The 22444-nt window shown below is 71.3% G+C and carries 20 protein-coding genes; 5 read left to right on the plus strand and 15 right to left on the minus strand.

Annotation, left to right across the window (positions count from 1 at the left end; all coding sequences use genetic code 11):
- Positions 1 to 55 precede the first annotated feature (55 nt).
- The 4 genes from EDD30_RS16185 (at position 56) to EDD30_RS16200 (ending at position 3218) form a co-directional block, all read left to right on the plus strand.
- Positions 56 to 631: an ArsR/SmtB family transcription factor gene (locus EDD30_RS16185; RefSeq protein ID WP_071803936.1), complete on the plus strand. Its 576-nt coding sequence runs from the start codon at positions 56 to 58 to the stop codon at positions 629 to 631.
- Positions 628 to 1893: an MFS transporter gene (locus tag EDD30_RS16190; RefSeq protein WP_071803935.1), complete on the plus strand. Its 1266-nt coding sequence runs from the start codon at positions 628 to 630 to the stop codon at positions 1891 to 1893. Before EDD30_RS16185 ends, EDD30_RS16190 begins: the two co-directional genes overlap by 4 nt.
- Before the next feature lie 130 nt (positions 1894 to 2023).
- Positions 2024 to 2452, plus strand: a complete 429-nt coding sequence (locus EDD30_RS16195) for a hypothetical protein (protein WP_071803934.1) — start codon at positions 2024 to 2026, stop codon at positions 2450 to 2452.
- Positions 2453 to 2723: 271 nt separating this feature from the next.
- The gene (locus tag EDD30_RS16200) at positions 2724 to 3218 is read left to right on the plus strand and encodes a hypothetical protein (RefSeq protein WP_071803933.1); all 495 of its coding nucleotides are present in this window, start codon (positions 2724 to 2726) and stop codon (positions 3216 to 3218) included.
- Positions 3219 to 3377: 159 nt separating this feature from the next.
- Here EDD30_RS16200 and EDD30_RS16205 read toward each other — a convergent pair whose 3' ends face one another.
- A complete protein-coding gene (locus EDD30_RS16205; RefSeq protein WP_071803932.1) occupies positions 3378 to 4175 on the minus strand; it encodes a calcium-binding protein in 798 nt (265 codons plus the stop codon).
- A gap of 427 nt (positions 4176 to 4602) precedes the next feature.
- On the opposite strand from EDD30_RS16205, the gene EDD30_RS16210 reads away from it, so the two are divergent.
- Positions 4603 to 4935: a hypothetical protein gene (locus EDD30_RS16210; protein WP_071803931.1), complete on the plus strand. Its 333-nt coding sequence runs from the start codon at positions 4603 to 4605 to the stop codon at positions 4933 to 4935.
- 89 nt (positions 4936 to 5024) lie between these two features.
- Here the strand turns inward: EDD30_RS16210 and EDD30_RS16215 are convergent, their stop codons facing one another.
- From EDD30_RS16215 to EDD30_RS16275, 14 genes are all read right to left on the minus strand, one after another.
- Positions 5025 to 7313, minus strand: a complete 2289-nt coding sequence (locus EDD30_RS16215; RefSeq protein WP_084556212.1) for an NBR1-Ig-like domain-containing protein — start codon at positions 7311 to 7313, stop codon at positions 5025 to 5027.
- A gap of 201 nt (positions 7314 to 7514) precedes the next feature.
- Positions 7515 to 9698: an N-acetylmuramoyl-L-alanine amidase gene (locus EDD30_RS16220; RefSeq protein ID WP_071803930.1), complete on the minus strand. Its 2184-nt coding sequence runs from the start codon at positions 9696 to 9698 to the stop codon at positions 7515 to 7517.
- Between the two features lie 45 nt (positions 9699 to 9743).
- On the minus strand, positions 9744 to 10115 hold the full coding sequence (locus EDD30_RS16225; protein WP_071803929.1) for an ArsC/Spx/MgsR family protein: 372 nt from the start codon (positions 10113 to 10115) through the stop codon (positions 9744 to 9746).
- 33 nt (positions 10116 to 10148) lie between these two features.
- Positions 10149 to 11183 (minus strand): DUF6177 family protein, encoded by a 1035-nt coding sequence (locus EDD30_RS16230; RefSeq protein WP_071803928.1) that lies wholly within the window; start codon positions 11181 to 11183, stop codon positions 10149 to 10151.
- A complete protein-coding gene (locus EDD30_RS16235; protein ID WP_071803927.1) occupies positions 11180 to 11551 on the minus strand; it encodes a hypothetical protein in 372 nt (123 codons plus the stop codon). Before EDD30_RS16235 ends, EDD30_RS16230 begins: the two co-directional genes overlap by 4 nt.
- Positions 11548 to 15492, minus strand: a complete 3945-nt coding sequence (gene eccCa, locus EDD30_RS16240) for a type VII secretion protein EccCa (protein WP_123678317.1) — start codon at positions 15490 to 15492, stop codon at positions 11548 to 11550. Before eccCa ends, EDD30_RS16235 begins: the two co-directional genes overlap by 4 nt.
- Positions 15489 to 16613, minus strand: coding sequence for a nucleotide-binding protein (locus EDD30_RS16245; RefSeq protein WP_071810208.1), 1125 nt, complete (start codon positions 16611 to 16613; stop codon positions 15489 to 15491). The genes eccCa and EDD30_RS16245 overlap by 4 nt, the downstream gene beginning before the upstream one ends.
- Positions 16610 to 17938, minus strand: coding sequence for a type VII secretion integral membrane protein EccD (eccD, locus tag EDD30_RS16250; RefSeq protein WP_170208273.1), 1329 nt, complete (start codon positions 17936 to 17938; stop codon positions 16610 to 16612). Before eccD ends, EDD30_RS16245 begins: the two co-directional genes overlap by 4 nt.
- Complete coding sequence (locus EDD30_RS16255) at positions 17935 to 18192, minus strand: hypothetical protein (protein ID WP_071803921.1); 258 nt, start codon at positions 18190 to 18192, stop codon at positions 17935 to 17937. Before EDD30_RS16255 ends, eccD begins: the two co-directional genes overlap by 4 nt.
- 97 nt (positions 18193 to 18289) lie before the next feature.
- Positions 18290 to 18442, minus strand: a complete 153-nt coding sequence (locus EDD30_RS39135; RefSeq protein WP_170047185.1) for a hypothetical protein — start codon at positions 18440 to 18442, stop codon at positions 18290 to 18292.
- 10 nt (positions 18443 to 18452) lie between these two features.
- Complete coding sequence (locus tag EDD30_RS16260) at positions 18453 to 18944, minus strand: DUF6301 family protein (RefSeq protein ID WP_071803920.1); 492 nt, start codon at positions 18942 to 18944, stop codon at positions 18453 to 18455.
- A gap of 22 nt (positions 18945 to 18966) precedes the next feature.
- Positions 18967 to 19371: a TY-Chap domain-containing protein gene (locus EDD30_RS16265; protein WP_071803919.1), complete on the minus strand. Its 405-nt coding sequence runs from the start codon at positions 19369 to 19371 to the stop codon at positions 18967 to 18969.
- A gap of 6 nt (positions 19372 to 19377) precedes the next feature.
- On the minus strand, positions 19378 to 19842 hold the full coding sequence (locus EDD30_RS16270) for a DUF6301 family protein (protein WP_071803918.1): 465 nt from the start codon (positions 19840 to 19842) through the stop codon (positions 19378 to 19380).
- A 32-nt stretch (positions 19843 to 19874) separates the two neighbouring features.
- The gene (locus tag EDD30_RS16275) at positions 19875 to 22439 is read right to left on the minus strand and encodes a hypothetical protein (RefSeq protein WP_084556209.1); all 2565 of its coding nucleotides are present in this window, start codon (positions 22437 to 22439) and stop codon (positions 19875 to 19877) included.
- Between the last annotated feature and the right edge of the window lie 5 nt (positions 22440 to 22444).

Below are 22444 nucleotides of genomic sequence, written 5' to 3' on the forward strand. Positions count from 1 at the left end.
CGCAGATGCACAAGACATGTTGCGCAATGGATTTTGTGCATGTCATGCTCGCGTCATGAGCTTCGATGAAGTCCGCCGGATCACCGACTCACGGGTGCTGGCCGCCATGGCACACCCACTTCGCCGGCGGCTGATGGACGTCCTCAAGGTGCACGGGCCGTCTACGGCCACTTCCCTGGCAGCCACCACCGGGCAAGCGATCGGCAATGTCAGCCACCATCTGCGCGTGCTCGGTGACTGCGGCCTCCTCGAAGAGGCCCCGGAGCTCGCCCGGGACCGGCGTGAACGATGGTGGCGGTTGGTTTCCCGAGGGATCCAGTGGTCCTCCGGCGACTTTCGTGACGACCCCGCGACGGCCGCCGTGGCCGACGCCGCAGAGTCGCTCAACCTCGATCACCACGTCCAACAGGTCCGCTCCTGGTTCGCCGCCGGCGACGAGGAAAGAGCCGTCTGGCGCGACCGGACCTTCGCAATGGACAACTGGCTGCAGCTCACACCCGACGAACTGCGCCAACTCGGTGAAGAGATCAACGACGTACTCGAACGATGGCGGCGCAAGCCGGCCCCACACGATGGCCAGGAGCGCCAGACGGTGTTCGTCTTCTCCTATGGCGTACCCGGGCAGCCATGACCGCACAGACCGTATCGCCCAGTCCCGCACGCCTGTCGCGGCACGGCGATTTCCGGCTGCTGTGGATCGGCCAGAGCAGTAGCCGGCTCGGAAGCGCCATCACCGCCGTCGCCCTGCCCCTGGTCGCCGTCGGCACTCTCGATGCCAGCACCATGCAAGTCGCCCTGCTGCAAGCCGCGGTCTGGCTACCCTGGCTGCTGATCGGGCTACCGGCCGGCGTGTGGGTCGACCGGCTTCCCCGACGTCCCATAATGATCACTTGTGACGTGGCCGCACTACTGCTGTTCGTTAGCGTGCCGACAGCCGCATGGCTGCACGTCCTGACCATCGAGCATCTGCTCGTAGTGGCACTGCTCGCCGGCGCCACGACGGTGTTCTGCGAAACTGCCTACCAGGTCTACCTGCCATCGCTGCTCAACGCCGATCAACTGACCGAAGGCAATGCCAAACTGCAGGGCAGCGAGGCGGTCGCGCACGTCGCCGGACCGGGCGCGGCCGGCCTCATCGCCCAACTGTTCGGCGCGGTGACCGGATTGCTGGCCGACGCGCTCAGCTTCCTCATCTCCACCGTCTGCCTGCTCGCCATGGACCACCGGGAACCGCGCAAATCCCCGCCGGCTCCCCGCAAGGCGATCCTGAGAGATATCACTGAGGGCCTGAGATTCCTCGTCCTTGACCCCTACCTACGCGTCATGGCAGCTTTCGGCGCCGCCGCGAACCTCGCCCTCGTCGGATACCAAGCAATCTGGATCACCTTCCTGGTCCGGGAGAACGGCATCAGAGCCGGAACCGTCGGTGTCATCGTCGCCGTCATGGGCTCCGGCGGCGTCATCGGTGCATTCCTCGCCACCACGGTCGCCCGGCGTCTGGGAACTGCCCGCGGCATGCTGATCTGCCAGACCGGCACGGCCCCGTTCGCACTACTCCTGCCGCTGACCGGGCCCGGCGCACGCCTGAGCCTCGCCGTCCTGGGCGGCATCGCAGTCAGCACCGGCGTCGTCGCCAGCAACATCATCAAGAACAGTTTCCGTCAGACCTACACACCGCGGCATCTGCTCAGCCGCGTCATCACCGGCATGCACTTGATCAACTACGGCACCATCCCGTTCGGCGCGCTGCTCGGCGGGTTCCTCGGCACCGTTCTAGGACTTCGGCCCGCCCTCTGGTTCATGGCGACCGCCCTCATCCTCTCCACCGGGATCCAATTCCTCGGCCCCCTCCGGCAGCACCGCGATCTGCCCACCATGACGGAACCACTCTGACCGTCCCGGCAGGCCTTCCAACGATGGCAATGCACCCGGCCGGCTGATGAACCGGTCACTGCCCGGCAACCCGGCACAACATCCAGGCGCCCGGTCGTCACGATCGGGCCGCCCGGCTCGTCCTGGAGACATGACCTTCTCCGTACGACGCTGGTTGCTCCTGCTGCTCGCCGCCACGGCGGTCTACGTCGGGGTGTGGGCCGCGGCCGCGCCCGCCTCCTGGTGGCGCTCGTTCCCAGGCGCCGGCCACCGCTGGCTACCCGTACTCGGCGACTACAACGAGCATCTGGCCCGCGACGTGGGCGCGTTCAACCTGGCGCTCGCAGTGCTCGCCATAGGCGCGGCCCGGCGGCCCGCGGACGGCTTCCTGGTCCGGCTGACCGCGCTCGCCTGGCTGACGTTCTCCGTGCCACACCTGCTTTACCACCTCGGGCACCTGGCCCCCTACGCCCCGATCGACCGGGCCGGCAACGTGCTGTCCCTGGGCCTGGTGGTGCTAGCACCGGCGGTCCTGCTGCTGCCCGCACGAGCCGGCCGCGACGCTGCCGAGAACCCGTGACGACGGCCGACCCGGCGTGACCGTCGCGCGTTGCCGGTTCCGTCTCTGAGCGTGGTTCCGCCGTTCTCATCGGCCGCCCGAGCCGCCACGAGCTGGGCCGGGGTGTTCAGCACGACGGTACCCTCCGGGCCGCTCGCCGGGATCGCCCGCTGCTGGTTCGATCGTCCGTGGCAGGTGCCGGTGTGAGCCGACCCGCAGAGATCTCTCGATCGATAAGATCCGACACGTAGCAGCTCAGATACAAGGATTTGACCGTTGGGACTCTCGTACCGTGACTGATCTCCAGGAACTGCCAGTCGAGCTCGAGGCGAATGACCGCCGTGTGGCGGTCACCGCCGCGTACGCCGGTCTCGTCGGCACGGCCGTGATCGAGCGCCACGAGACCACCGAGCTCGCCAAGCATGTTCCGATCGGAACCCGCGACGCCACCGCCCTCACCATGCACGTCGACGGCGAACCGGTCATCCTGCGGCCCGGCCGCGGCCGCTACATGCGCGGCTCGTACAAAGTGACCGTCAACCACGGCGGCATCGTGTACAAGTTCCGGCCGAAGAGTCCAGACGTCAGCCGCCTGAGCCGCGGCGGCGTCCGCCTGGGTGACTTCGAGCTACGCAACGGCGGCGCCGTCGACATCACCTGGCACGAAGGGTCGACCCCGACGGCGACCGACGCCGCCGTGGGATATGCGCTGGCAGCGGCGTTCGGCACAGGCGCCCAGTTCTTCGTCCTGATGCTGCTCGACCTGCTGGGACACGTCCCGGACTAGGAGGAGTCAGTCCAGGAGGAGTCGAGCAGGCGGGGTGTGCAGCCGAAGAGCGGACACCTGATCATGCGTCGGTCAGTGACGACGGACGCTGGAGGTGCTCACGGTGTCCGCCCTTGCGGCTGTCGCCGGGGCGACGATCGGAAGCGCTGCGGTTCCGTTTCAGACGGACTTGACGATCGTGTTGGTGCCGGGACCGCCGACCAGGGTGTCCCTTGCGTGGCAACCGCCCACGGCGGTGCCTTGGGAGCAGTCGTTGCCTTGCAGGTAGTCGTTGCCGTAGCCGCCGTTGATGTAGTCGGCGCCGGGGCCGCCGACCAGGAAGTCGTCCCCGTTGCCGCCGTAGACATGGTCGTTGCCGGCGAGGGCCCACACGGTGTCGTCGCCGTCCTCGCCGTACAGCCGGTCGTTGCCCGAGTCGCTGCCGCCCGCATCCATGATTTCGTCGTTGCCGGTGCCGCCGCGGACCACGTCGTTGCCGGTGTCACCGTAGAGGGTGTCGTTGCCGCCGTCGCCCGAGATTCTGTCGTTGCCGGTGCCGCCGTCGATGAGGTCGGCCTTGCGACCGCCGACGATTCTGTCTTTGCCGCTGCCGCCGCTCAGGGTGGCCGGTAGGTCGGTCTTGTTGGTGATCGAGTCGTTGCGGTCGTAGGTGTAGACGCGCACCCGGGTCGGGGTCGCCCTGGTGGTGCAACGGACCTTGGTCCTGTCGCCCCTGACCTGCTTGCAGCCCTTACCGGCCTTGATCGCGACCTTGTCGTCGATCGTGACGGTGCGTCCGGCGCGGGTGACGATCACGGTGTTCTGCTTGCCTTTGGCGGCCTTGTAGTTGACCTTCGTGCTTTCCACCACGGAGGCCACGCCGGTCGAGGCGGCCTGGGCCGGCGCCGCCGGGAAGGCGCCGATCGAGGCGATCGCGAGCAGCGGCAGGGCGCGGGTCAGCCATGGAGAACGGTGCACTGTGGACTCCTCTGAGGGAACCGGCGGCTGGAGGCGCCGAACGGTGGCAAGATCATAAGGCGTTGAGGCCCCGGCCGTGAGGCGCACCCTCGTGCCGGATACCGAGGCGGCACCGTCGGCGCCGGCGGCGAACGAGGGCCAGGCAAACGAGCGCCCGGCGGACCGAGCGCCCGGCGAACCAGGGCCCGACGAACCAGGGTGCGAGCGGGGCCGCGGCGGCACGGGTGGCCCATTGGCGTTGATCACGTGGGGCCTCTCCCGGATCCGGCGGCGTCGATACCGCACGGGCCGAGATCATTCAGCGCAGCTTCTTCCCCGGCCGGTCGCTGGTCCCGTCTCGGCGACCAACCGGAGCGAGTCTTCTCATACCGGCCGACTGACCTCTCACTTTGCCCGAGAATGGCGGAGTGAAGACGGGGGAGATCTCATGACGGTCATCTCGCAGGCGTACCCACTGTGGTGCGCGACCCAGGACGGCAGTGACGTGAGAGCCGGACGGGTGTTCGCTTGGATGTCGGACCAACCGTCGCCGGAAGTCCTCGCCGCGGAGAAGATAGCCGACGCGGCGGCGGCATCCGGTGCGGACGGCAGATTCTCACCGCTGGTGACGTGGGATCCGCCGCGCGGCGGACTGGTCGCGGGCGGACTGGTCCGATGCGGGAAGAATGAAAGCGGTCAGTTCGTGCCATTGCACTTCGGCAGCACTCGCGAGGAAGCGATTGCCGCGGTGAACCAGCACAAGCCGCCTCGCCCCTCCTGACGGCCCGCCGCTGCCCGTTCGCGCCCGTCGACCTACGGGTGGCGCCCGGCTGACCGGGGGCGCGCCGAGCCCCCGGTCAGCCGCGCCGCTCAGACGCCGGTCTGGCTGGCCCAGGCGGCGAGGTTGCCGGGGGCGTAGACGACCACGTTGCGATCGTCCTGGATGCGCAGGACGCTGCCCGGACGGCCGCTGGTGCCGGTGGACCAGACCGCGACGTGGCCGGGTGCGTAAACCACGAAGTTCCCGTCCTGCTGCGCCTCCAGGACGGCGCCGGACCGCCCGTTCGTGCCGCTCGCCCAGACCGGGCGGCCGGCGTCGTACTCGACAAGGTTGCCGTCGCCCTGCATGACCAGCACGTAGCGGCCGTTGCCGGAGGTGAGTTGCTCGCCCGGGTGGAGTCGCTCGCCCGGGTAGAGTACGCTGCGGGGCGCGGTGCCGCTGGTGGCGAAGGCGGTGACCCGGCCGGCGCGGTCGACCAGGGCGTAGCCGGGGCCGGTGCGGGCGACGCCGACCATCGATGCTCCGCTGCCGGCGGCCGAGCCGCCGAAGCCGGCCGTGCCGAACGCGAACACGCCACCGTCGCTGCCGGCCAGCCAGTAGCCGCGGCCGTCCGGGGTGGCCGCGATGGAGACAACCGTGCCGTTGAGCGGCTTGCCCGCCATCGAGCCGGCGAAGACCGCGTCACCGAACGCGAAGACACCACCGTCCGCAGCCGTCAACCAGTACCCCCTGCCCGACGGCGTCGCCGCGATACCCACGACGGGTGCGTTGAGGGCTTTCCCGCCCATCGAGCCGAAGAACGGGGCGCCCGCGAAGGCGAACACGCCGCCGTCGGCAGCCACCACCCATTGACCGAGGGCGGTGCCGGGCTGGATTGCCATGCCGACCACCGGGACCGTCTTCACGGTGACGCTCAGGCCGGCGTCGGTGAACCAGCTCGCGCCCTCGGCGACCAGGTTGAAGTGCTCGGTCACGCTGCCGGTGGCGGCGGGCGCGACGATCGGGAACCTGAAGGTGCCGGTTCCGCCCGGTGCGACCGACGCCGGGGTCAGCGTGGCCGCCCGGGTAGCGGAGGGCCAGCCGGAGGCACGCAACACGCCCGCGTGGTCCGCGGGCCGGTACGTGCCGAGCCGCACCGGGTTGCCCCCCGTCGAGGTCCAGGTGGCGGTGCCGGTGTTGCGAACCGTGACGGTGACCGTGAACTGCTGGCCGGGGCGGGCGTGTGTCAGGTCCGCGGCCGAGCCGTCCGGGTTCGTGGCGGACTGGTTCACGATCGAGTAGAGGTACGTCGGCAGGGTGGACGCGGTGACCGCGTTGCTGCGCGGTGACTCGCCGGCGCTGTTGGTGGCGGTCACCGTGAAGGTGTGCGTGGTGTTGCTGCCCAGGCCGGAGACGGTGCAGGCGGGCGCGGTGACCGAGCAGCGGATCGCGTTGCCCTCGTACACGGTGTAGCGGGTGGCTCCGGCGACGGCGCCCCAGGAGAGACCGATCGCCGACGTGGTGCGGGAGGCCACGGCGAGGACCGGCGCCGCGGGCTTCGGGACGGCCGGTGCCGCGGTGCTCGTGATCGTGCCGGTGACCACGATCGGGCGTGGCACGTGGTTGTCGTTGCCGGTCAGCCGGAACCGCACCGGCCACGGCGCGCTGCCGGCCGGACGGGCCGCGATCGGGATGCTGACCGTCGCCTGTCGCGAGCCCGGTGCCACCGTGACCGTGCCCCGCATCGGATTGGCCAGGTCGGCGTTGCCGTTCGGCGACTGCTGGGTGGCGGTGATGACGAACGGCTTCGGGTTGAACCGGTGGATCGGCGGCGCCTCCCGGGAGAGCGTCACCCGGAAGCTGAGCGTTCCGGTGCCGCTGACGGGCGCCACGCCGCTACCGGAAACCTGGGTCGCGGAGAGATCGCGCTGGTACGCGCAGAGGTCACTCTTGACGAACCCGATCATCTGCGCAGAGGTGGCGTCCCGGCGTTTGACCCGGATCCCGTTGACCTTCACCGAGAACCCGTGCTTGTACGGCGTCTGTAGCTCACCGGGCGCCGGGAAACGGAAGGTGTGCGTGGTGGGCTTGAGCGGGTTCACGGTGGGAGCCAGTAAGGCGGCCTGTGCCGGGCCGTCGTCGGGCGAGAAGACGATGGTCTGCGGCAATTGTCCCGGGTTCACCACCACCAGAGTGGCCGGGTCGCCGACGTACGGGGCGAAGTTGCCGTCGGACGAGCCGGAGATGTCGTCCCCGGCCCCGGCGATCGTCGCACAGGTCTGTGTCGGGTCGGCGGCCAGCGCGGCCGATGGACCGGACACCACGACGGCCGTCGTGAGCATGGAGACCACGGCGGCGATGCTCAGCGACCACCGATGTTCGGTGAGTCTTGCACGCATGGAGATACCCCTCAGGAGACGCAAAAACGGACGCATTTCAGCGTCGTCAGCGAAAGGTATATATGCGCCGTGACCCGGTGGAATCATCGATGACGGCACAGCATCGCGCCGATCATGAGGGGGCGATGCGGAACGGTCACCTCGAGGCGACGGCCGGGCGAACCCGAACGGGGATCTCTGCGGGAACGAGCTCGGAACCCCTCACCGCAGGTAGGACAGGCCATCCAGAGTGACGCTCGGGCGACCGCTGGTCGCACGGACCACGACGGTCACCGTGTGCCGTCCGGAGGCCAGGTTCCGGGTCCAGACCGCCTGCCGGGTGGCCGTCGTCTTCGCCCGGGTGTCCACGGTGGCGACCTTCTTGCCGTCCACGTACACGTCGACCTGGCCGGAGCGGATCGAGCGGGCGGCGATCAGCGACACCGCGCGGCCGGTGAAGGTCCACGACAGCTTGGTATTGCGCCGGGCACTGGTCAGTGCGCTGCCGTTCAGGTGAGAGGTCTTCCTCGCGACCGTCCAGGCTCCGGTGCGCCGCGCCGCCGTCTCGGACACCAGCACCGGGGTGCGCACCAGCGAGCCGGTGCCGACGTTGCCCACGGCGTCCCGGGCGGAGATGCGGAAGGTCCGGGCCGCGCCGGACCGGGCCGTCGTGGCCCAGGACCGCGCGGTCGCGGGCAGCGTGGCGGTGGACGGCGAGGTGGCGCCTACCCAGGCCACCTTCACGTTGTCGGTCGCGGCGAAGGCCATCGTCACCGGCACCGCCGTCGTGCTCACCGTGCCGCCGCGCAGGCTGAGCCCCTGTGCGGTCACCACCGGCGCGGTCACGTCGGAGAAGACGGTGAGGGCGGGCGAGGTCGCCACCACACCCCGGACGTGGGTGGCGCGGACGGCGACCTTGTGCGAGCCGGGCGGCACCGGGACCACACCCGAGCGGGCCGCCGGCGGGAAGGAGGCCCGCACGGCGCCGTCGACGAGCACGTCGAACCCGGCGATCTGCGCGGTGGGCGTGGCCGCCGACCAGGACATCGCCGCCGAGCCCCGCAGGTAGTAGGTCTGGGCCACCCGCACACTGCCGGCCGGCGGCTTCACGGTCAGCCCCAGCACCCGGTCGGTCGCCTCGGCGCGGATGAGCGGGAGCTGGGCGTACAGTGCGTCGCCCGGGCACTGGGTGGCGTAGCCGTCGCGGTGCCCGGAGATGCGGTTGAAGGTCACGACCGTGCCCCGCGGGAACTTGCCGCCGTCGACACCGGAGGTCATCGTGGCCGTGCCCGCCGGGTCGAAGCCGTAGGCGGTGAGTTTCGCCGCGGCCAGTTGGGACAGCACCCGCCGGGTCACCTCGGGAACGCCGCCGTTGATGTACGTGCCCAGCACCGCGACGCCGCTCGACCCGGTGTTGAAGCCGTATGTCTGCGCGCCGACCACCGCTTTGTCCACTCCACCGGCCCGGCCCTCGAACAGGGTGCCGCACCGGTCCACCAGGAAGTTGTACCCAATGTCGCCCCAGTCGAGGCTCTTGGTGTGATAGGTGTGGATGGCCCGGATGTGCGCGGCCGACTTGGCGCAGTCCGACGGGGCCGCGTCCGCGGTGTGATGCACGAACACGACCTTCACCGCCGGAGCGATCACCGGAGGAGCGTCCACGATGCTCTCGTCGGCACCCCAGCCGCTCCGGCTGACGTAGGACGGCAGCGTCACGGCGGCGGCCCGGACCGCCGGAGCGGGCACGGACGAGCTGGGCACGGATCCGGACGGCCCGGGCACCGGAAGCGAAGGTGCGGGGAGCGAGGGCACAGGACCCGACGGTGCGGGATCGACAGCGAATCCACCGCCCTGCCCACCGGACGAGGACGACGGGGACGGCGAACCGGGATCGATCAGGTCGAGCCGCAACCCCGCGGGCAGCGGCGAGGTGCCCGCGCGACCCCGGATCCGGGCGGCGACGCCGTCGGACGGGCCCACCCACAGCGGCTCGGTCGCGCCGCGGCCCTTGCGGGTCTCGGGGCCCCGCAAGCCGTCGGCGTCGAGCGCATGCCATCCGCTCCACGCCTTGGTGCCCGCCGAACGGGTACGCACCTCGATCGTCCCGTCCACCGCCCGAGCGGAATCGGTCCAGGTGACGCCGAGCAGGCTGAACCGCTTCGTCGACCGTTTCGGCGCCTCGGCACTGCGGGCGCCGGCGGCCACGGGCAGGGCGAGGGTCTGCAGTTCACCGCGCACCGGCTTGCCGTCACCGCGCTGCACCAATGGCTCGGCGGCAACCTCGGCCGTCGCGGCGCTGCCTTCCGGGGTGGTCTGCGCCGGTGGGGCGGACGGCAGGTACAGCACTGCCGCCGTGACCCCGCCCGCGACGACCACTGCCGTGCCGGTGACCCACCGTAGTCTCACTCGTACCCCTCACGTCCGACCGGCAGTGAGACTAGCGGTTTCTGGTCACCTCGGCTGTCCGGTCGGCAGGATCGCGCGGATGGCTTCCGGCGTCCGGCCCAGCGTGGCGGCGCCGTCGTCGGTGGTGATGATCGGGCGCTGAATGAGGGCCGGATTGCGCAGGAGCGCGTCGATCCAGCGGGGCCGGCTCTCCTCGTCCTGCGGCCACGAGTCCATGCCCATGGCCACGGCTGCCGGCTCCGCGAGCCGCGCGATATGCCAGGGCTGCAAACCCAACCGCGCCAGGACGCTCTCCAGTTCGGCTTCGCTGGGAGGTTCGTCGAGGTAGCGACGCACCGTGTACGAGGCGCCCGCCGCGTCCAGCATGTCCGTCGCGGCGTGGCACTTCGAGCACTCGGGGTTGATCCAAATCTCCACGGGTGGAACGCTAGGAGGACGGGTCTTCTTTCGTCAAGACTGGAGTCCGTTAGAGCGGGCCTCCGGTTGGCCCCACCTCCGCGGGGTTTGCGCAGACAGCGACGGGATGCTCAGGTGTGCGATCACCTGCTCCAGGCGACTCCACGCCTGAGCGGGATCCTCGCCGTAGCTGTGCAGGGCATACCAGTACGCCCCGCTGCCCAGCCGGCTCGCCGAGATCGCGCCGACACTGCGCAGGTCCTCCCCGCGGCGACCCGCGACAGCTTCCGCACCGGCGAGTAGGGCCAGCGGTGCCCCCAGCCCGGTCCAGTGGCTCGCGTGGGTTGTGTCGGCCTGGCCGGGCGCCTGCTGCACCAGCATCTGGCGGACGTCGTACGCGGCCGCAAGCCCGCGCCCGGCGTCGGTCAGCGCGTCGGCTTCGAGAGGCTCGCCGCGCACGACCGTGCACCGGATGGTCTCCAGCACGGACTCGGCGGGACGGCTGACCACCATGGTGGCGAGCGCCGGGGCGCCCGTGCCGACCGCGCAGAGCCACGTACGCCGGGGTGCGCGTTCGCGGCACAGGTCGGTGAGGGTGTGCCGGTCCCAGGGCTGCGTCGCCGGTTCCGCCGTACCCCATCCGGCCGGTGGCCGACCGGTGAGCTGGACGAACAGATCCTCCATCGCACCACCGAGCAGCAGACGCGCGGAGACCGGATGCCGGACCTGCAGGGTGACCGTGAGGTGCCAGGCCGGCGCCGCGGGGCCGTCGGTGAAGCGCGGGGACAGGGCCGGCGGATCCACCGGTACGAACGCCGCGCCGTTCCAGCCGAGCGGGCGGCCGGACTGCCCGTCGTGGTGGCCGTCCGGTGTGTGGACCACCCAGCGGGTGTCGGGGCCGTCCAGGGCGGCGTACAGGGCGGTGGTCAGCCGGGTGGCCGCCGGGGTGACGAGCTGGAGGCCTTTGCCGTTGTCGGCGCAGATGCGGATGACGTCGGCGAGCCAGGAGCCGAGGGCGACGACCGGCCGGTCCTGCATGACCACGGCGACGCGGTCGGTGAGGACGTCGACGGCGGGGTGGGCGGTCACGATGCGGCCTGCGGGATCGCGGGCCAGACGACGCCGTCGAGGCGGCGGGCGACCTCGTCGGCGAAGCGGCGGGCGAGGGCTTCGGCTTCCGGGCGGCCGCTCGGGGCCCGCGCCTCCATCCACCACACCGGTACGCCGATCCGATCGCCGTACGCGTCGCCGAGCAGCCGGTTGATCTCGCCGGGAACCTGCACCAGGACGGGTGTCTCGAGGGAGACCAGGGGGCGGCCGGCGTCGTCGCAAAGCTGGATGACGGCGCCGTTCGCGGTTTCGCGTACGCGCAACTGCTCGCCGGCCGCGACCATGCCGGCCACGATGGCGCGGGGGTCGGGGGTCTGCCGGACGAGGGCGATGACGTCGTAGGTCACGGGTGCTCCTGCCGGGCGGTCTGGATGAGACGGACGGGTTCGCCGCGGCGGATCCACTGGCCGCGGCCCGGTGGCAATGGGCGGGCGTACACGTCGCCGAGGAGTTTGCCCTCGCCACGGTCGCCGGTCATGATCAGGCCGGTGGCGCCGATCTCGCGCAGGGTCTGCACGAAGGGCTCGTAGAGGCCGCGGGACGCCCCGGCGACGCGCCGGGCGATGACGGCGTGGAAGCGCAGGTCGTCGCCCGCCGCCAGGTACGGCTGAAGCGCGCCGAGCGGCTGCGCGGCCGCGGTGAGCACGTCGTAGTCGTCGACGAGCAGGACGATGTGCGGCCAGCCGGCCGGGTCGCCCTCGGCGGTGCCGTTCTGCCGCTCCTCGAGTTGCCGGCCGACCGCGCCGGCCAGGCGGGCGGCGAGCACGGCGTTGTGGGCGTACCCGCCGAGGTGGGAGTCGGGGACGACGCCGTCGAGGCCGCGGCGGGGGTCGACGACGGCGAAGACGATCTCGTCGTCGGTGTAGCGGGCCACCAGACTGCGGGCGATGAGGGCCAGCAGGTTCGTCTTGCCGCATTCGCCGTCGCCGAGCACGAGCAGGTTCGCGTCGCGGCCGAGCAGGTCGAGGCCGATGGGCGCGGTGGTGGCCTCGTCGACGCCGATGGCGATGGCCGCCGCCTCGGCCGGGGCGGGCAGTTCCGCCGCGTCGAGCCGGGCGGGCAGGACCCGTACCGGCGGCGCGACCGGCCCGGACCAGGAGGCCCGGGCGGCGCGGCCGATCTGGGTGATGGCGTCCCCGAGGTCGTGGGTGTCCGTGCGGGAGTCGATGCGCGGCAGCGCCACCTGGCCGAAGAGCCTGTCGCCGGTCAGTGCCCGGCCGGGCTGCCCGGGCCGGATGAGCTCGGCGAGGCGGCGGTCGACGGCGGAGTCGGTCGGGTCGCCGAGGCGCAGCTCGATCTGGGTGCCGATGGTGGACTGCACCGCGATGCGGACGTCGTACCAGCGCAGCATGGACGCGACGACGTGCACGCCGTATCCGCCGCCGCGGTGCAGCAGGGCGGTGACGAGCGGCTCGTACGCCTCGAACTCGCCGGCGAGGTGCCCGTAGCCGTCGATGACCAGGACCACGTCGGCGGTGGGCAGTTCGGGGAGCCGGCCGGCGGCGTGCATCCGGCGCAACTGGTCGACGCTGTCGATGCCGTGGTCACGGAAGACCTGCTCGCGCTGGTCGAGCATGGCGCGTACCTCTTCGAGGGTGCGCCGGACCCGTTCGGTGTCGGTGCGGGCCGCGACGCCGCCCACGTGCGGCAGCCGGGCCAGCGCGCCGAGGGCGCTGCCGGTCAGGTCGACGGCGTAGACGGCCACCTCACGCGGTGTGTGGGTCAAGGCGAGCGAGGTGACGAGGGTACGCAGCAGCGTGCTGCGCCCGGACTGCGGCCCGCCGATGACGGCGAGGTGTCCACCCGCGACGGTCAGGTCGAGAGTCCACTGGCCCTGCCACTGCCGGACGGGATCGTCGAGCAGTCCCAGCGGCACCCGCATCGGCCCGGGGCGCTTGCGCAGGCGCAGGCCTTGGGCGGTGCTGACCTCGGCGCCGCCGCCGAGCTGGTCGAGGGTCAGGGTGGCGGGCAGCGGCGGCAGCCAGATCCGGGGCACGGCGTCCGCGGCCCCGCGCAACTGCCCGGTCATCAGGTCGAGCAGCCCCGGGGCGCCGGAGCGCACCGGCATGGCGGGCTGCGCGGGCTCGCCGGGCCCGCCTCCGATGCCGTTGTACGCCGGGTACGGCAGCGGCCGCGGATCCTCGACGGCCTCCTTCTCCTCGTCGGGAGCGCGATAGGGGCCGGACACATAGGACGCCTTGAACCGCTCATAGACGGTCGTGTCGACCTTGAGATAGCCGAAGCCCGGCAGCGGCGGCAGGTGGTAGGCGTCGGGCGTCTCCAGCACGGTGCGGCTCTCGCCCTCGGAGAAGGTACGCAGGCCCAGCCGGTACGACAGATAGGTCTCCAGCCCCCGCAGCTTGCCGCTCTCGATCCGCTGGCTACTCAACAGCAGATGCACCCCGATGCTGCGGCCGATCCGCCCGATCGACAGGAACAGCTCGATGAACTCGGGCTTGGCGGTGAGCAACTCGCCGAACTCGTCGATGATCACCAGCAGGTACGGCAGCGCGGGCAGCTCCGGGCGCCGCGCACGCAGAGCGGCGTAGTCGGCGATGTTGGCGACGTTCCCGGCGTCCTTGAGAGCCTGCTGCCGGCGCTGCACCTCCCCGGCCAGGCTGGTGTGCACCCGCTCGACCAGACTGACGTCGTCCTGCAGGTTGGTGATCACACCCGCGACATGCGGGGCGTCGGCGAACGGCGCGAAGGTGGCGCCGCCCTTGTAGTCGACCAGCACCATCGCCAGCACGTCCGGCGGATGGGTGACCAGCAGCGCCAGCACCAGGGAGCGCAGCAGTTCGCTCTTGCCGGAGCCGGTCGCGCCGACGCAGAGACCGTGCGGGCCCATGCCGAGCTGGGCCGATTCCTTGAGGTCCAGCAGCACCGGCTCGCCGTGCTGGTCCACCCCGATCGGCACGCGCAGCAGGTCGCGGTCGCTGCGCGGCGCCCACCACGCCGTCAGCGGCAGCTCATGCGGCGCGGCGAGGCCCAGCAGCGCGAGGAAGTCCGCGCTGCCGCCCGCGGCCGGGTCCTGCACCGACTCGCGGGACAGCCGCAGCGGAGCGAGCAACCGTGCCAGCCCCTCGGCCGCGGCGGCGTCGTAGCGGTCAAGGCGGCCCCGGGCGGCGGCCACCACCTCGGGACGCAGGTCCTCGACCAGCAGGTCGTCACCGGTGACGGTGATCCGGAGGGCGACGTCGCCGGGCTCTTGCAGCCGGTCGGCGACCAGATGCACCACGGTCACGCCGAGGTCCGCGGCGGTCACCGCCTGATCCGGCACCGCGAGCTCCCGCGCGATCTCGCCGTACGTGTCGTGGATGAGCAGGAGCCGGGGCAGCAGTGCCGTGGCCGCTCCGGCGCCGCCGCCGCGGGCGAGCTCCGCCGCGTACCCGGCGTGCTGCTGGAGCTCCACGGAGACCAACGCGGCCAGCGCGCCCGGGTCCGCCGCGATGCGCCGGGCGGCGACCGGGCCGTCGCGCAGGTCGGGGTCGCGCAGGTGCGGCAGCCACTTGAGCCACTGCCAGGCGTCGATCCGCTCGGGTGGGCAGGCGAGCCCGATGCGCAGATCCTCCGGGGCATGCAGCGCGGCGGCCTGCACCAGGAGCGCCCGCAGGACCGCGAGGACGTCGGCGCGGGCGCCGACGACGCTGACGTTGCCGACCCGGTCCAGCGGCACGACCAGCGGCACCCCCGGTGCCGATCCGAAGCGGCGCACCAGCGCCCGGGCCTCGGCCAGCATGAAGGGGTCGGTGGGGGTGAGCGGGCTGCCGTCGTCCTCGATCTTCAGCGGCGCGACCGGCATGGTCCCGGATCCCGCCCGCAGGGTGAGGAAGTCCCGGTCGGTGCGGCGGCGCTCCCAGAGCCGGGCCGGATCGCGGACGACGTCGAGCAGTGCCTGCGGCGGCGGGTGCAGCAGCCGGGCGGCGGCGGCCGTCTCCCGCTCCCCGGAGAGCAGCTCCTCGCGGAGTTCCTCGAGGTAGTCGAGGTAGCGTTCGCGCTGCTGGCGGCGGGTGCGCCCGGCACGCCCGCGCTGGGTGACCAGCATGGCGAGCACGCCGCCCACGGTGACGATCAGCAGCACCGCCCCGATCACGATCATGCCGGTGCCGCGGAACATCACCATCATCGTCAGCGACGACAGCACCCCGGCGACGGGCAGCAACGCCTGGGCGGCACTGCCGCCGGAGTGACCCTCGGGCAGGGTCGGCGGCGCCGCCACCTGACGGGCCTCGGGCGGCAGCAGCGGCCGCACGGTGCGCGCGGGGCGGTGCACGACGCGCATCGTCATGCCAGGACGGCCCGGTCCATCACGGCCGCGGCGATCCGCAGCGCGGCCGTACGGGTGTCCGCCCCGATCCGTCGCGGGTCGATCGCGGCACCGAGCGCGAGATGGCGGTCGAACGGCAGCCGCAGCACCGGCGTCCCGAAGCGGGCGAGCCCGGCGACGGCGGCGTCGACATCCACCCCCAGCGGCCCCTCGACGGGGGTGCTGAGCACGAGCAGCGAGCGGCCGAGCAGCTCGGCACCGTGCTCCTCACCCAGCCGGCGCAGCGCCGCGTCGGCACCGAGCACCCCGTCGAGCGTCGCCGTGCCGGCGAGGACCACGGCGTGGGAGTCGGCGAGCAGCGTACGGTTCGTCGCCGAGTGCATGCCGGCGCCGAGGTCGGCCACGGCGACCGCGAAGTAGCGGTTGAGGAACCGGACCCGGTCGCGCAGCAGCAGCGCGGCGTGGCTCTCGTCCTGGCGGGCCAGGGAGCTCGACAGCGCCCGCCGCCACAGCCAGACGCCAGTGATCGTACGGTCGAGGTAGCGGGCCACCTGGTCGAACGCGGAGACCTGCGCGATGCCGCCGTCCGCGGCCGTGCGCACCCCGGCCCCGATCGGGCCCAGGCGCAGCGGCAGCGACCCGGCGTCCGGGTCGGCGTCGACGGCCAGGACCGGGTCGCGCCGCAGTCCGGCCAGGGTGGTGGTCAGCAGGGCGCTGACCGTGGTCTTGCCCGCGCCGCCGCGCACCCCGGCCACCGTGATCCGCCGGCCCGTGGTGATCGCCCGGTTCGCGTGCTCGGCCAGCTCGGCGAGCTCGCCGACCTCGCTCGTGGCACGCCGCCCGACCGCCGTCCGCACCGCAAGGCCGGCCCGCCGGGCCGGTGAGTCTCCGTGGAGGCCGGCGTGCCGGGCGATCCGTGCCGGGTCGATGCCGCCCTCGGCGGGCAGGTCGGTGGCGGTGCCGCCGTGCCGCGCCGGGGCGGGCTGTGGCGCCGGACCCGGGGCCCGAGGCGGCGCGGTGGGTGCGGTGTCCAATTCGGAAAGTTGTGGCAGGGTCACCGTGGGCTCATCGATGCGGTCGCTCGGGGCCATCGCGGGGTCGAGCGAGCGCCGCAGCACGGCCTGCCAGTCCTGGTCGCTCACCGGGAGAACACCTCGATCAGCCGGGGGTACACGCCGAAGACGCCGAGTACCACGGGCAGCAGCGCCACGACGGCGGCGGATTCGAGCAGGTCCCCGATGCGGCGAACCCGGGCCCGGGTGTGCTCCGGCGGGTCCAGGACGAGCACGGCGATCGGCACGGCCAGCGCCGCCGCGGCCACCGCCAGAGGCCCCGCCGGCGCGGCGGCGGTGGCGGCCCAGCGCCACCACAGCACGGCCAGGACCGCGCCCGCCGCGACGAGCAGAGCGATCACCTCGGCGGCCAGCGGGAACATCCGCGAACGGACGAGCAGGACCACCACGAGCAGCACCGCCGCCGACACCGTCCAGGCCGTCGGCTCGGAGGCCAGCAGCACTCCGGCGAACAGCGCGGACGCGGCGGTGGCCAGCACGGCGATGATCAGAGAACCGTGCGCGGCGTCCAGCGCCGCGCGGACCTCCCGGCGAGCGACCGGCCGGTCCTCCACCCTGCGGTCGTCGAGCATGGCGAGCCCGGAGGACGACAACGCAAGCCGGGGCAGCATCCCGATGACGACGACCACCACGACCGCGAGCACGGCGCCGAGCCGCGCCCCCACCAGCCCCAGCACGCTCCCGGCCGCGCACACCGTCGCCAGCGACAGCATGCTCGTCCCACCGGCGAGTGCGGCCCTCCCCCGCTCGGCGTTGACGCCGGAGAGGACGACGGCCAGCCCGAGCCCCGCGGTCACCGCGACGACCCGCCACACCGAGGACCAGCCGTTCACCTCGACCCAGGCCCACGCCGCCGCCGGCAGCGCGACCCCGGCACCGGCGATCAACGCCAGGCCGAGCGGCCGCCGGACCCGGCCGCACGCCGCTCCGGCCAGGCCCAGGACCAGGCCGGAGACTCCGGCGCCAGCCGAGACGGTCGCCGGGTCCATGCGCGCGTACGAGTAGAGCGTCGCGACCGCCACCACGGCCGCGAGCCCGGCGGACGCCACCCACCGGCGCACGGCCGGACTCCAACGGGTCGCGCGCCGGTCGAGGTCGTCGGCGGTCTCCTCGGTGACGTCGTGCACGACCGGGGCCGGAGGCAGATCCTCCGCACCGGCGAGCCGCAGCACCGCACCGTCGGCGACGCCGGCCGCATCCAGGGTGTCGTCGTCACCGAGCACCACCCCGCCGACGGTGACCAACCTGCGCAGCCGGGCCGGATGCGTGGCCACCTCGCCCACGACGCCGAGCAGATCCGGCAGGAGCCGGCCGACGGGCTCGGCCGCGGGCAGCACCATGTCGACCCGCCGCGCCCCACCGACCACCGTCACCCGGGTATAACCGACACTCACCGGCCGCCTCCCGGCACCGTGACGGAATTTCGCTGCTGCTGCTCGGCGCGCTGGGCGAGCTGTTCCTGCAGGAACGACCAGCCGACGCATCCCGCGCAGAGCACGGCCGCGACGGCGGCCCCGGCCACCAGTCGGCCCAGCAGGTTGGCGGCGGCACGCCGCGTCCGCAGCGTCCCCCAGAGCAACGCATCCCGCAGCCGCCGGCGACGCACCGCCACCGACTCGAGCAACTGCGCGTCGAAATCCCGCGCCACTGACACCTCCCCAGGTCCCGCCGTCCGTGAGGCTACCCACTGGCGAGCCGTTACGCCGACTGCGCCCGCTCCCGTGCCGGCAGCGCGCGAGGCCAGGTCAGACGCCGAAGGAATGCTGCTCGATGTCACCCGGTGTGGCGACGTGGTGGACGTCGTGCAGGGTCCGCACCATCAGCTCGGCGATCCGGGCAGCGTCGCGGTGCAACGGCCACTGACCGATGTCGAGCCACCAGTTGTCCACAGCTCCCACGTCGGCACACTCACGCCATCGCCTCCGCCACCTGGTCCCATTCGTCCTGAAACCTGTTGCTCGCCCAGGTCAGCGTCACGTCGACTTCCAGGTTGCGGATCAGGACCGTGGAGTCCTCGAGTCGCCAGCGCACGGTCGGCGGCTCCGACTGCTGCCGGCCCGTGGGCTCACCCAGCGCGGCGGCGACGGTCGCGACGGCGTCCGCGAACGCGTCACCCATGAACCGGTCGCGGTCGGGTCCCGCCTGCCGTACGAGCTGGGTGATCTGCATGGTGATGTCGTCGACGTGGCCGCCCCGGAACGCCAACTCGATCTCTTCCCCGCCGAGGTTCCAGCCGGCCTCGGACACGGCACCCTTGCCGTCGATGACCTCGAGCAGGTCCCAGCCCAGCCGGCGGCACAGCTCCGGCACCCCGTCGGGACGCCACGACCAGCGGGTGTCCCCGATCCCGGCCGCCAGGGACCGCAGCGCGTCGTCGTCGATCGTTCGCCAGGCGGTCATGCGTCAGCGACGCCTCCAAGACTCAGGGATGTGCCGTGAAAACGTTGAAGCGCCGAGCTTCCAACACCCGAGGATCGTCGACCTTCATGACATCGCGAAGAGTCGAGACGAGGCGCTGCGCCAGGCTCCGGGCCGCGGCGGTCCTCAGTGGCCACTCTTCGCTGTGTCGCCAGTTGTCCAAACCGAGGCTCGGCTCCGGGTGCCGCCACCCGAGGGCCTCGAGTCGCTCCTCGTCATCCGCGCTGAGCCGTTGATCCGACGGTAGCCACCGGTTGGATACGGCCTCGGCGTCCAGGCGGTCGCTACCCTGCTTGAACTGCACGAAGCGGTCCCCGTCCGACAGGATGACCGTATCGCCATTCGCCATGAACAACATCTCGGTGGCCAACTCTTCGGCGAGCTGTTCCCAGAGCTCAGGGTTGGTCATGGAAACCTATGCCTTCAGGCTGTCTAGTTTGTCTTGGAAATCGTTCTGAGCCCACGCCAGGCTCACCGCGAGACGAGTGTTGGCGATGGAGATGGTGGAGGTGGAGTTCCTCCATCGCACTTCAGGCTGTTCTCCAACCTTCTGTTCGCTTGGCGGCCCGAGCAGATCCTTGGCCGTCGACACGGCTTCGCTGAATGCGTCCTGCAGTGTCGACAGTTCCGCGCTGCGATCGGAAGCGACATCGGTGATCCGCATGATGATGCGATCCACCTCCCCGTTGCGGAACGGTACGTTGACCTCGTCGCGACTCAGACCCCACTGAGGTGTGACGACGATGCCGTCATCATCGATCACCTCGATCACCTGCCAACCGAGGCGCTCGATCACCTGCGGCGCTTCGGCGGACGTCCAGCTCCAACTGGTTTCCTTGAGCGTCGTCAGCGTCGCCCGAAGGTCGTCGCGGTTGATCACACGCAGTGGCACTATGCTTCCGCCTTCCGGGCTCAATCAGAACCAGTCACTCGAATTGGTACTTGGCCCATACGAGCGCTGTCAACAATGTAGTCGGTGGCGGTGACCAGTCCCGCTTCCGATGTGTGCACGTGGATGTATCGTATCGTACCCTGCGTGGTGCCGTTCACTATGTTTTGGACGGCGGCTCGCAGCTCGGGGTTGTTTTTCAGAATAGGGCCGAGCTTGTTGTCGATCTGCAGCATTTCCCGGAGGTATTCCGGCGACATCTGTTTGGCCAGGATCTTCGGACCGTCGGGGTTCGCAGGGTTTTCCACCCAGCGTTCGCCCTTGGGACTGCCTACGCCCTTCTCCTCGATCGCGATGAAGGATTTGTTGTCCGCCGAGATCAGGGTGCGATCCAGGTTGCCCGACGTGCCGCGCGTGCCATCGCCCTCCGTGATTGTTCGGTAGTCGGGGAACTCCCTGGCCGCGACCAGCGCCCCACCAGCCTCACCGACGCGGGCGCTCGCGGCGTTCAAGTCGTTCCCCAGACTGGCGAATTCGTTGCCGTACTTCTCCAGGCGGAGCAGTTCCGCTCGACCGAGGTAGGGGGCGGCTTCGTCGTAGAGTTCCCTGAGCCGACCCTCGCTCAGGTTACGGGTCATGGAGACGCCATGCTCCTTGAGTTTCTCCGCGATCGGCCCGAGATGCGTGTCCCACAATTGCCCTCGGGCGGCGACAACCTCGTTGCGGGCGGACACGGCGTCTCGAACGGCTGCGTCGAGAGGCGTGTCGCCATCCGGAACGTAGGCGCGCTGTGTCGCGAGATCGGGAACGCCGTGGACGCCGTTCCGCCCCTCAAGGACGTACGGATTGTCCTCGGTCGCGAACCGGCCGTTCTCGCGGAGATCGCCATTGATGTCACGAATCGTGCCATCCCGGTCTCCGTCGAAGTGCAGTCTGCCGTCGCCGTCGCGGAACAGTTCGAGGCCGTACTGCTTGTCGCGCATCCCCGTGGGCGTCATGTCGTTCGCTTCGTACCGCCCTTGAGAACCGCCATCGCGCCCGGGGCCCTCCGAGTCGCCGCTTCGGTCTCGCCCGGCCTGACCGTCCGGCGTCGAGGTGGAGCCCTCGTCGGGGCGGCTCCCGCCGACGGCGTCATCCCCACCACGCCCGGCATCGCCGAGGTCGTCTCCACCACGGCCGACGTCACCGAGATCGTCTCCACCACGGCCGGCATCGCCGAGGTCGTCGAGGCCTGCGCCGCGTCCGGCTGACGGGGGGAGGTCGAAGCCTGCGCCGCGGCCGGTCGACGGGGGAAGGTCGGTGGGCGGGCCGCCGCGTCCTGCACCGACCAGCGCCGGTTCCTCTACCCGTACCGGCGGCTGTTCGCCGCGGCCCACCAGGTCGTCTCCGGGCGTGGCCCGGTCCGCGCTCGCCGCGATGTCGTCGGCCTGCCGCAACGCCAGTTCCAGCGCCGGATCGGCCTTGACCACATCACCCAGCGCGGCATCGATCTGCTTCGCCAGATCCCCCACCGTCGGTAGATCATCGACCTTGCCCACATCGGCGACATTGCTCAGATCGTCGCCGAGCCTGCCCAGATCGCCGACCTTGCCCGCGTCCGCGGCCACATCGGCGGCCTTGCCCGCATCCGCCGCCTTGCCCGCATCCGCCCCGGCCGCCGCACCCTTGCCGGCCTTGCCCAACGTGCCGACCTTCGCCGCCGCCAACGGCAGAGTGACCACGTTGTAGAGCACGTTGCCGAACGCCCGCGCCGGGTCCTTGCTCCACTCGTCCCAGGCCAAAAAGCTCTTACCGAACTCCTTCCACGCCTTGAACGAATTCTCCGTATCGAAGATCAGCCCACCGGTCAGCGTCCACAACCCGCCCCACGAGGCGCTGAACGTGTCCCAGTCGAACGGGTTGATCAGACCGAACAGGCCCTTGATATCGCCCCAGAGCCCGTCGACGACCACACCCTTCGTGCCGGACCAGACCGCGTTCCAGGTATCGACGTACCAGGGCTCGTCCTTCTCCTCCGCCACCCCCCACGGCCGCTCGGCGTCGCCGGGGAGCTGACCGGCGTCGAACCCGTACGCATTCGCCTTGCCGCTGCCGTCGTTGACGGTCCACTGCGGGCCGCCGTAGAGCCGGTTGATCCGGTTCGCCGTCTCCCGCTCGGCGGCCATCAACGCCGCCACCTGCGTGTCGACCTGGCTGATCAACTGGTTGTTCTGGTTGACCTTGTCGCCGTCTTCGCGCCAGTCGTCGTCGCCGTCGATGCTCGAGACGAACGCGCCGGCTTCACCTTTCAACTGGGTGAGCCGGTTCGCGATCGGACGCACCGTCGCCGCGTACTGCACCAGCGCGGCACCGACCTCCTCGACGTCGTCGGCGACCGCGTCCGCGCCGGTCTGCACCACAGCGGTCATCCCGAACAACTGCGCCGCCTCCGGCGCGTCGTAGAACGCCGACAACCCCTGCCACGTGCTGTGCACGTCCGCACCCGCCGTGCGGAACGCGCCCCCGGCCGACTTCAGCGCAGCGGCGTGCGTCTCGACCGCACCCAGATCGCCGCTGAACTCCGGAATCGCCTCCGGCTTGATGACCACGTGCT

The sequence above is a fragment of the Couchioplanes caeruleus genome (genome assembly GCF_003751945.1).
Lineage (GTDB): Bacteria > Actinomycetota > Actinomycetes > Mycobacteriales > Micromonosporaceae > Actinoplanes > Actinoplanes caeruleus.

Coding starts and splice junctions, on each gene's coding strand:
- EDD30_RS16185 (WP_071803936.1), top strand. CDS start 56: ATGAGCTTCGATGAAGTCCGCCGGATCACCGACTCACGGGTGCTGGCC.
- EDD30_RS16190 (WP_071803935.1), top strand. CDS start 628: ATGACCGCACAGACCGTATCGCCCAGTCCCGCACGCCTGTCGCGGCAC.
- EDD30_RS16195 (WP_071803934.1), top strand. CDS start 2,024: ATGACCTTCTCCGTACGACGCTGGTTGCTCCTGCTGCTCGCCGCCACG.
- EDD30_RS16210 (WP_071803931.1), top strand. CDS start 4,603: ATGACGGTCATCTCGCAGGCGTACCCACTGTGGTGCGCGACCCAGGAC.
- EDD30_RS16215 (WP_084556212.1), bottom strand. CDS start 7,313: ATGCGTGCAAGACTCACCGAACATCGGTGGTCGCTGAGCATCGCCGCC.
- eccCa (WP_123678317.1), bottom strand. CDS start 15,492: ATGACGATGCGCGTCGTGCACCGCCCCGCGCGCACCGTGCGGCCGCTG.
- EDD30_RS16260 (WP_071803920.1), bottom strand. CDS start 18,944: ATGACCGCCTGGCGAACGATCGACGACGACGCGCTGCGGTCCCTGGCG.
- EDD30_RS16265 (WP_071803919.1), bottom strand. CDS start 19,371: ATGACCAACCCTGAGCTCTGGGAACAGCTCGCCGAAGAGTTGGCCACC.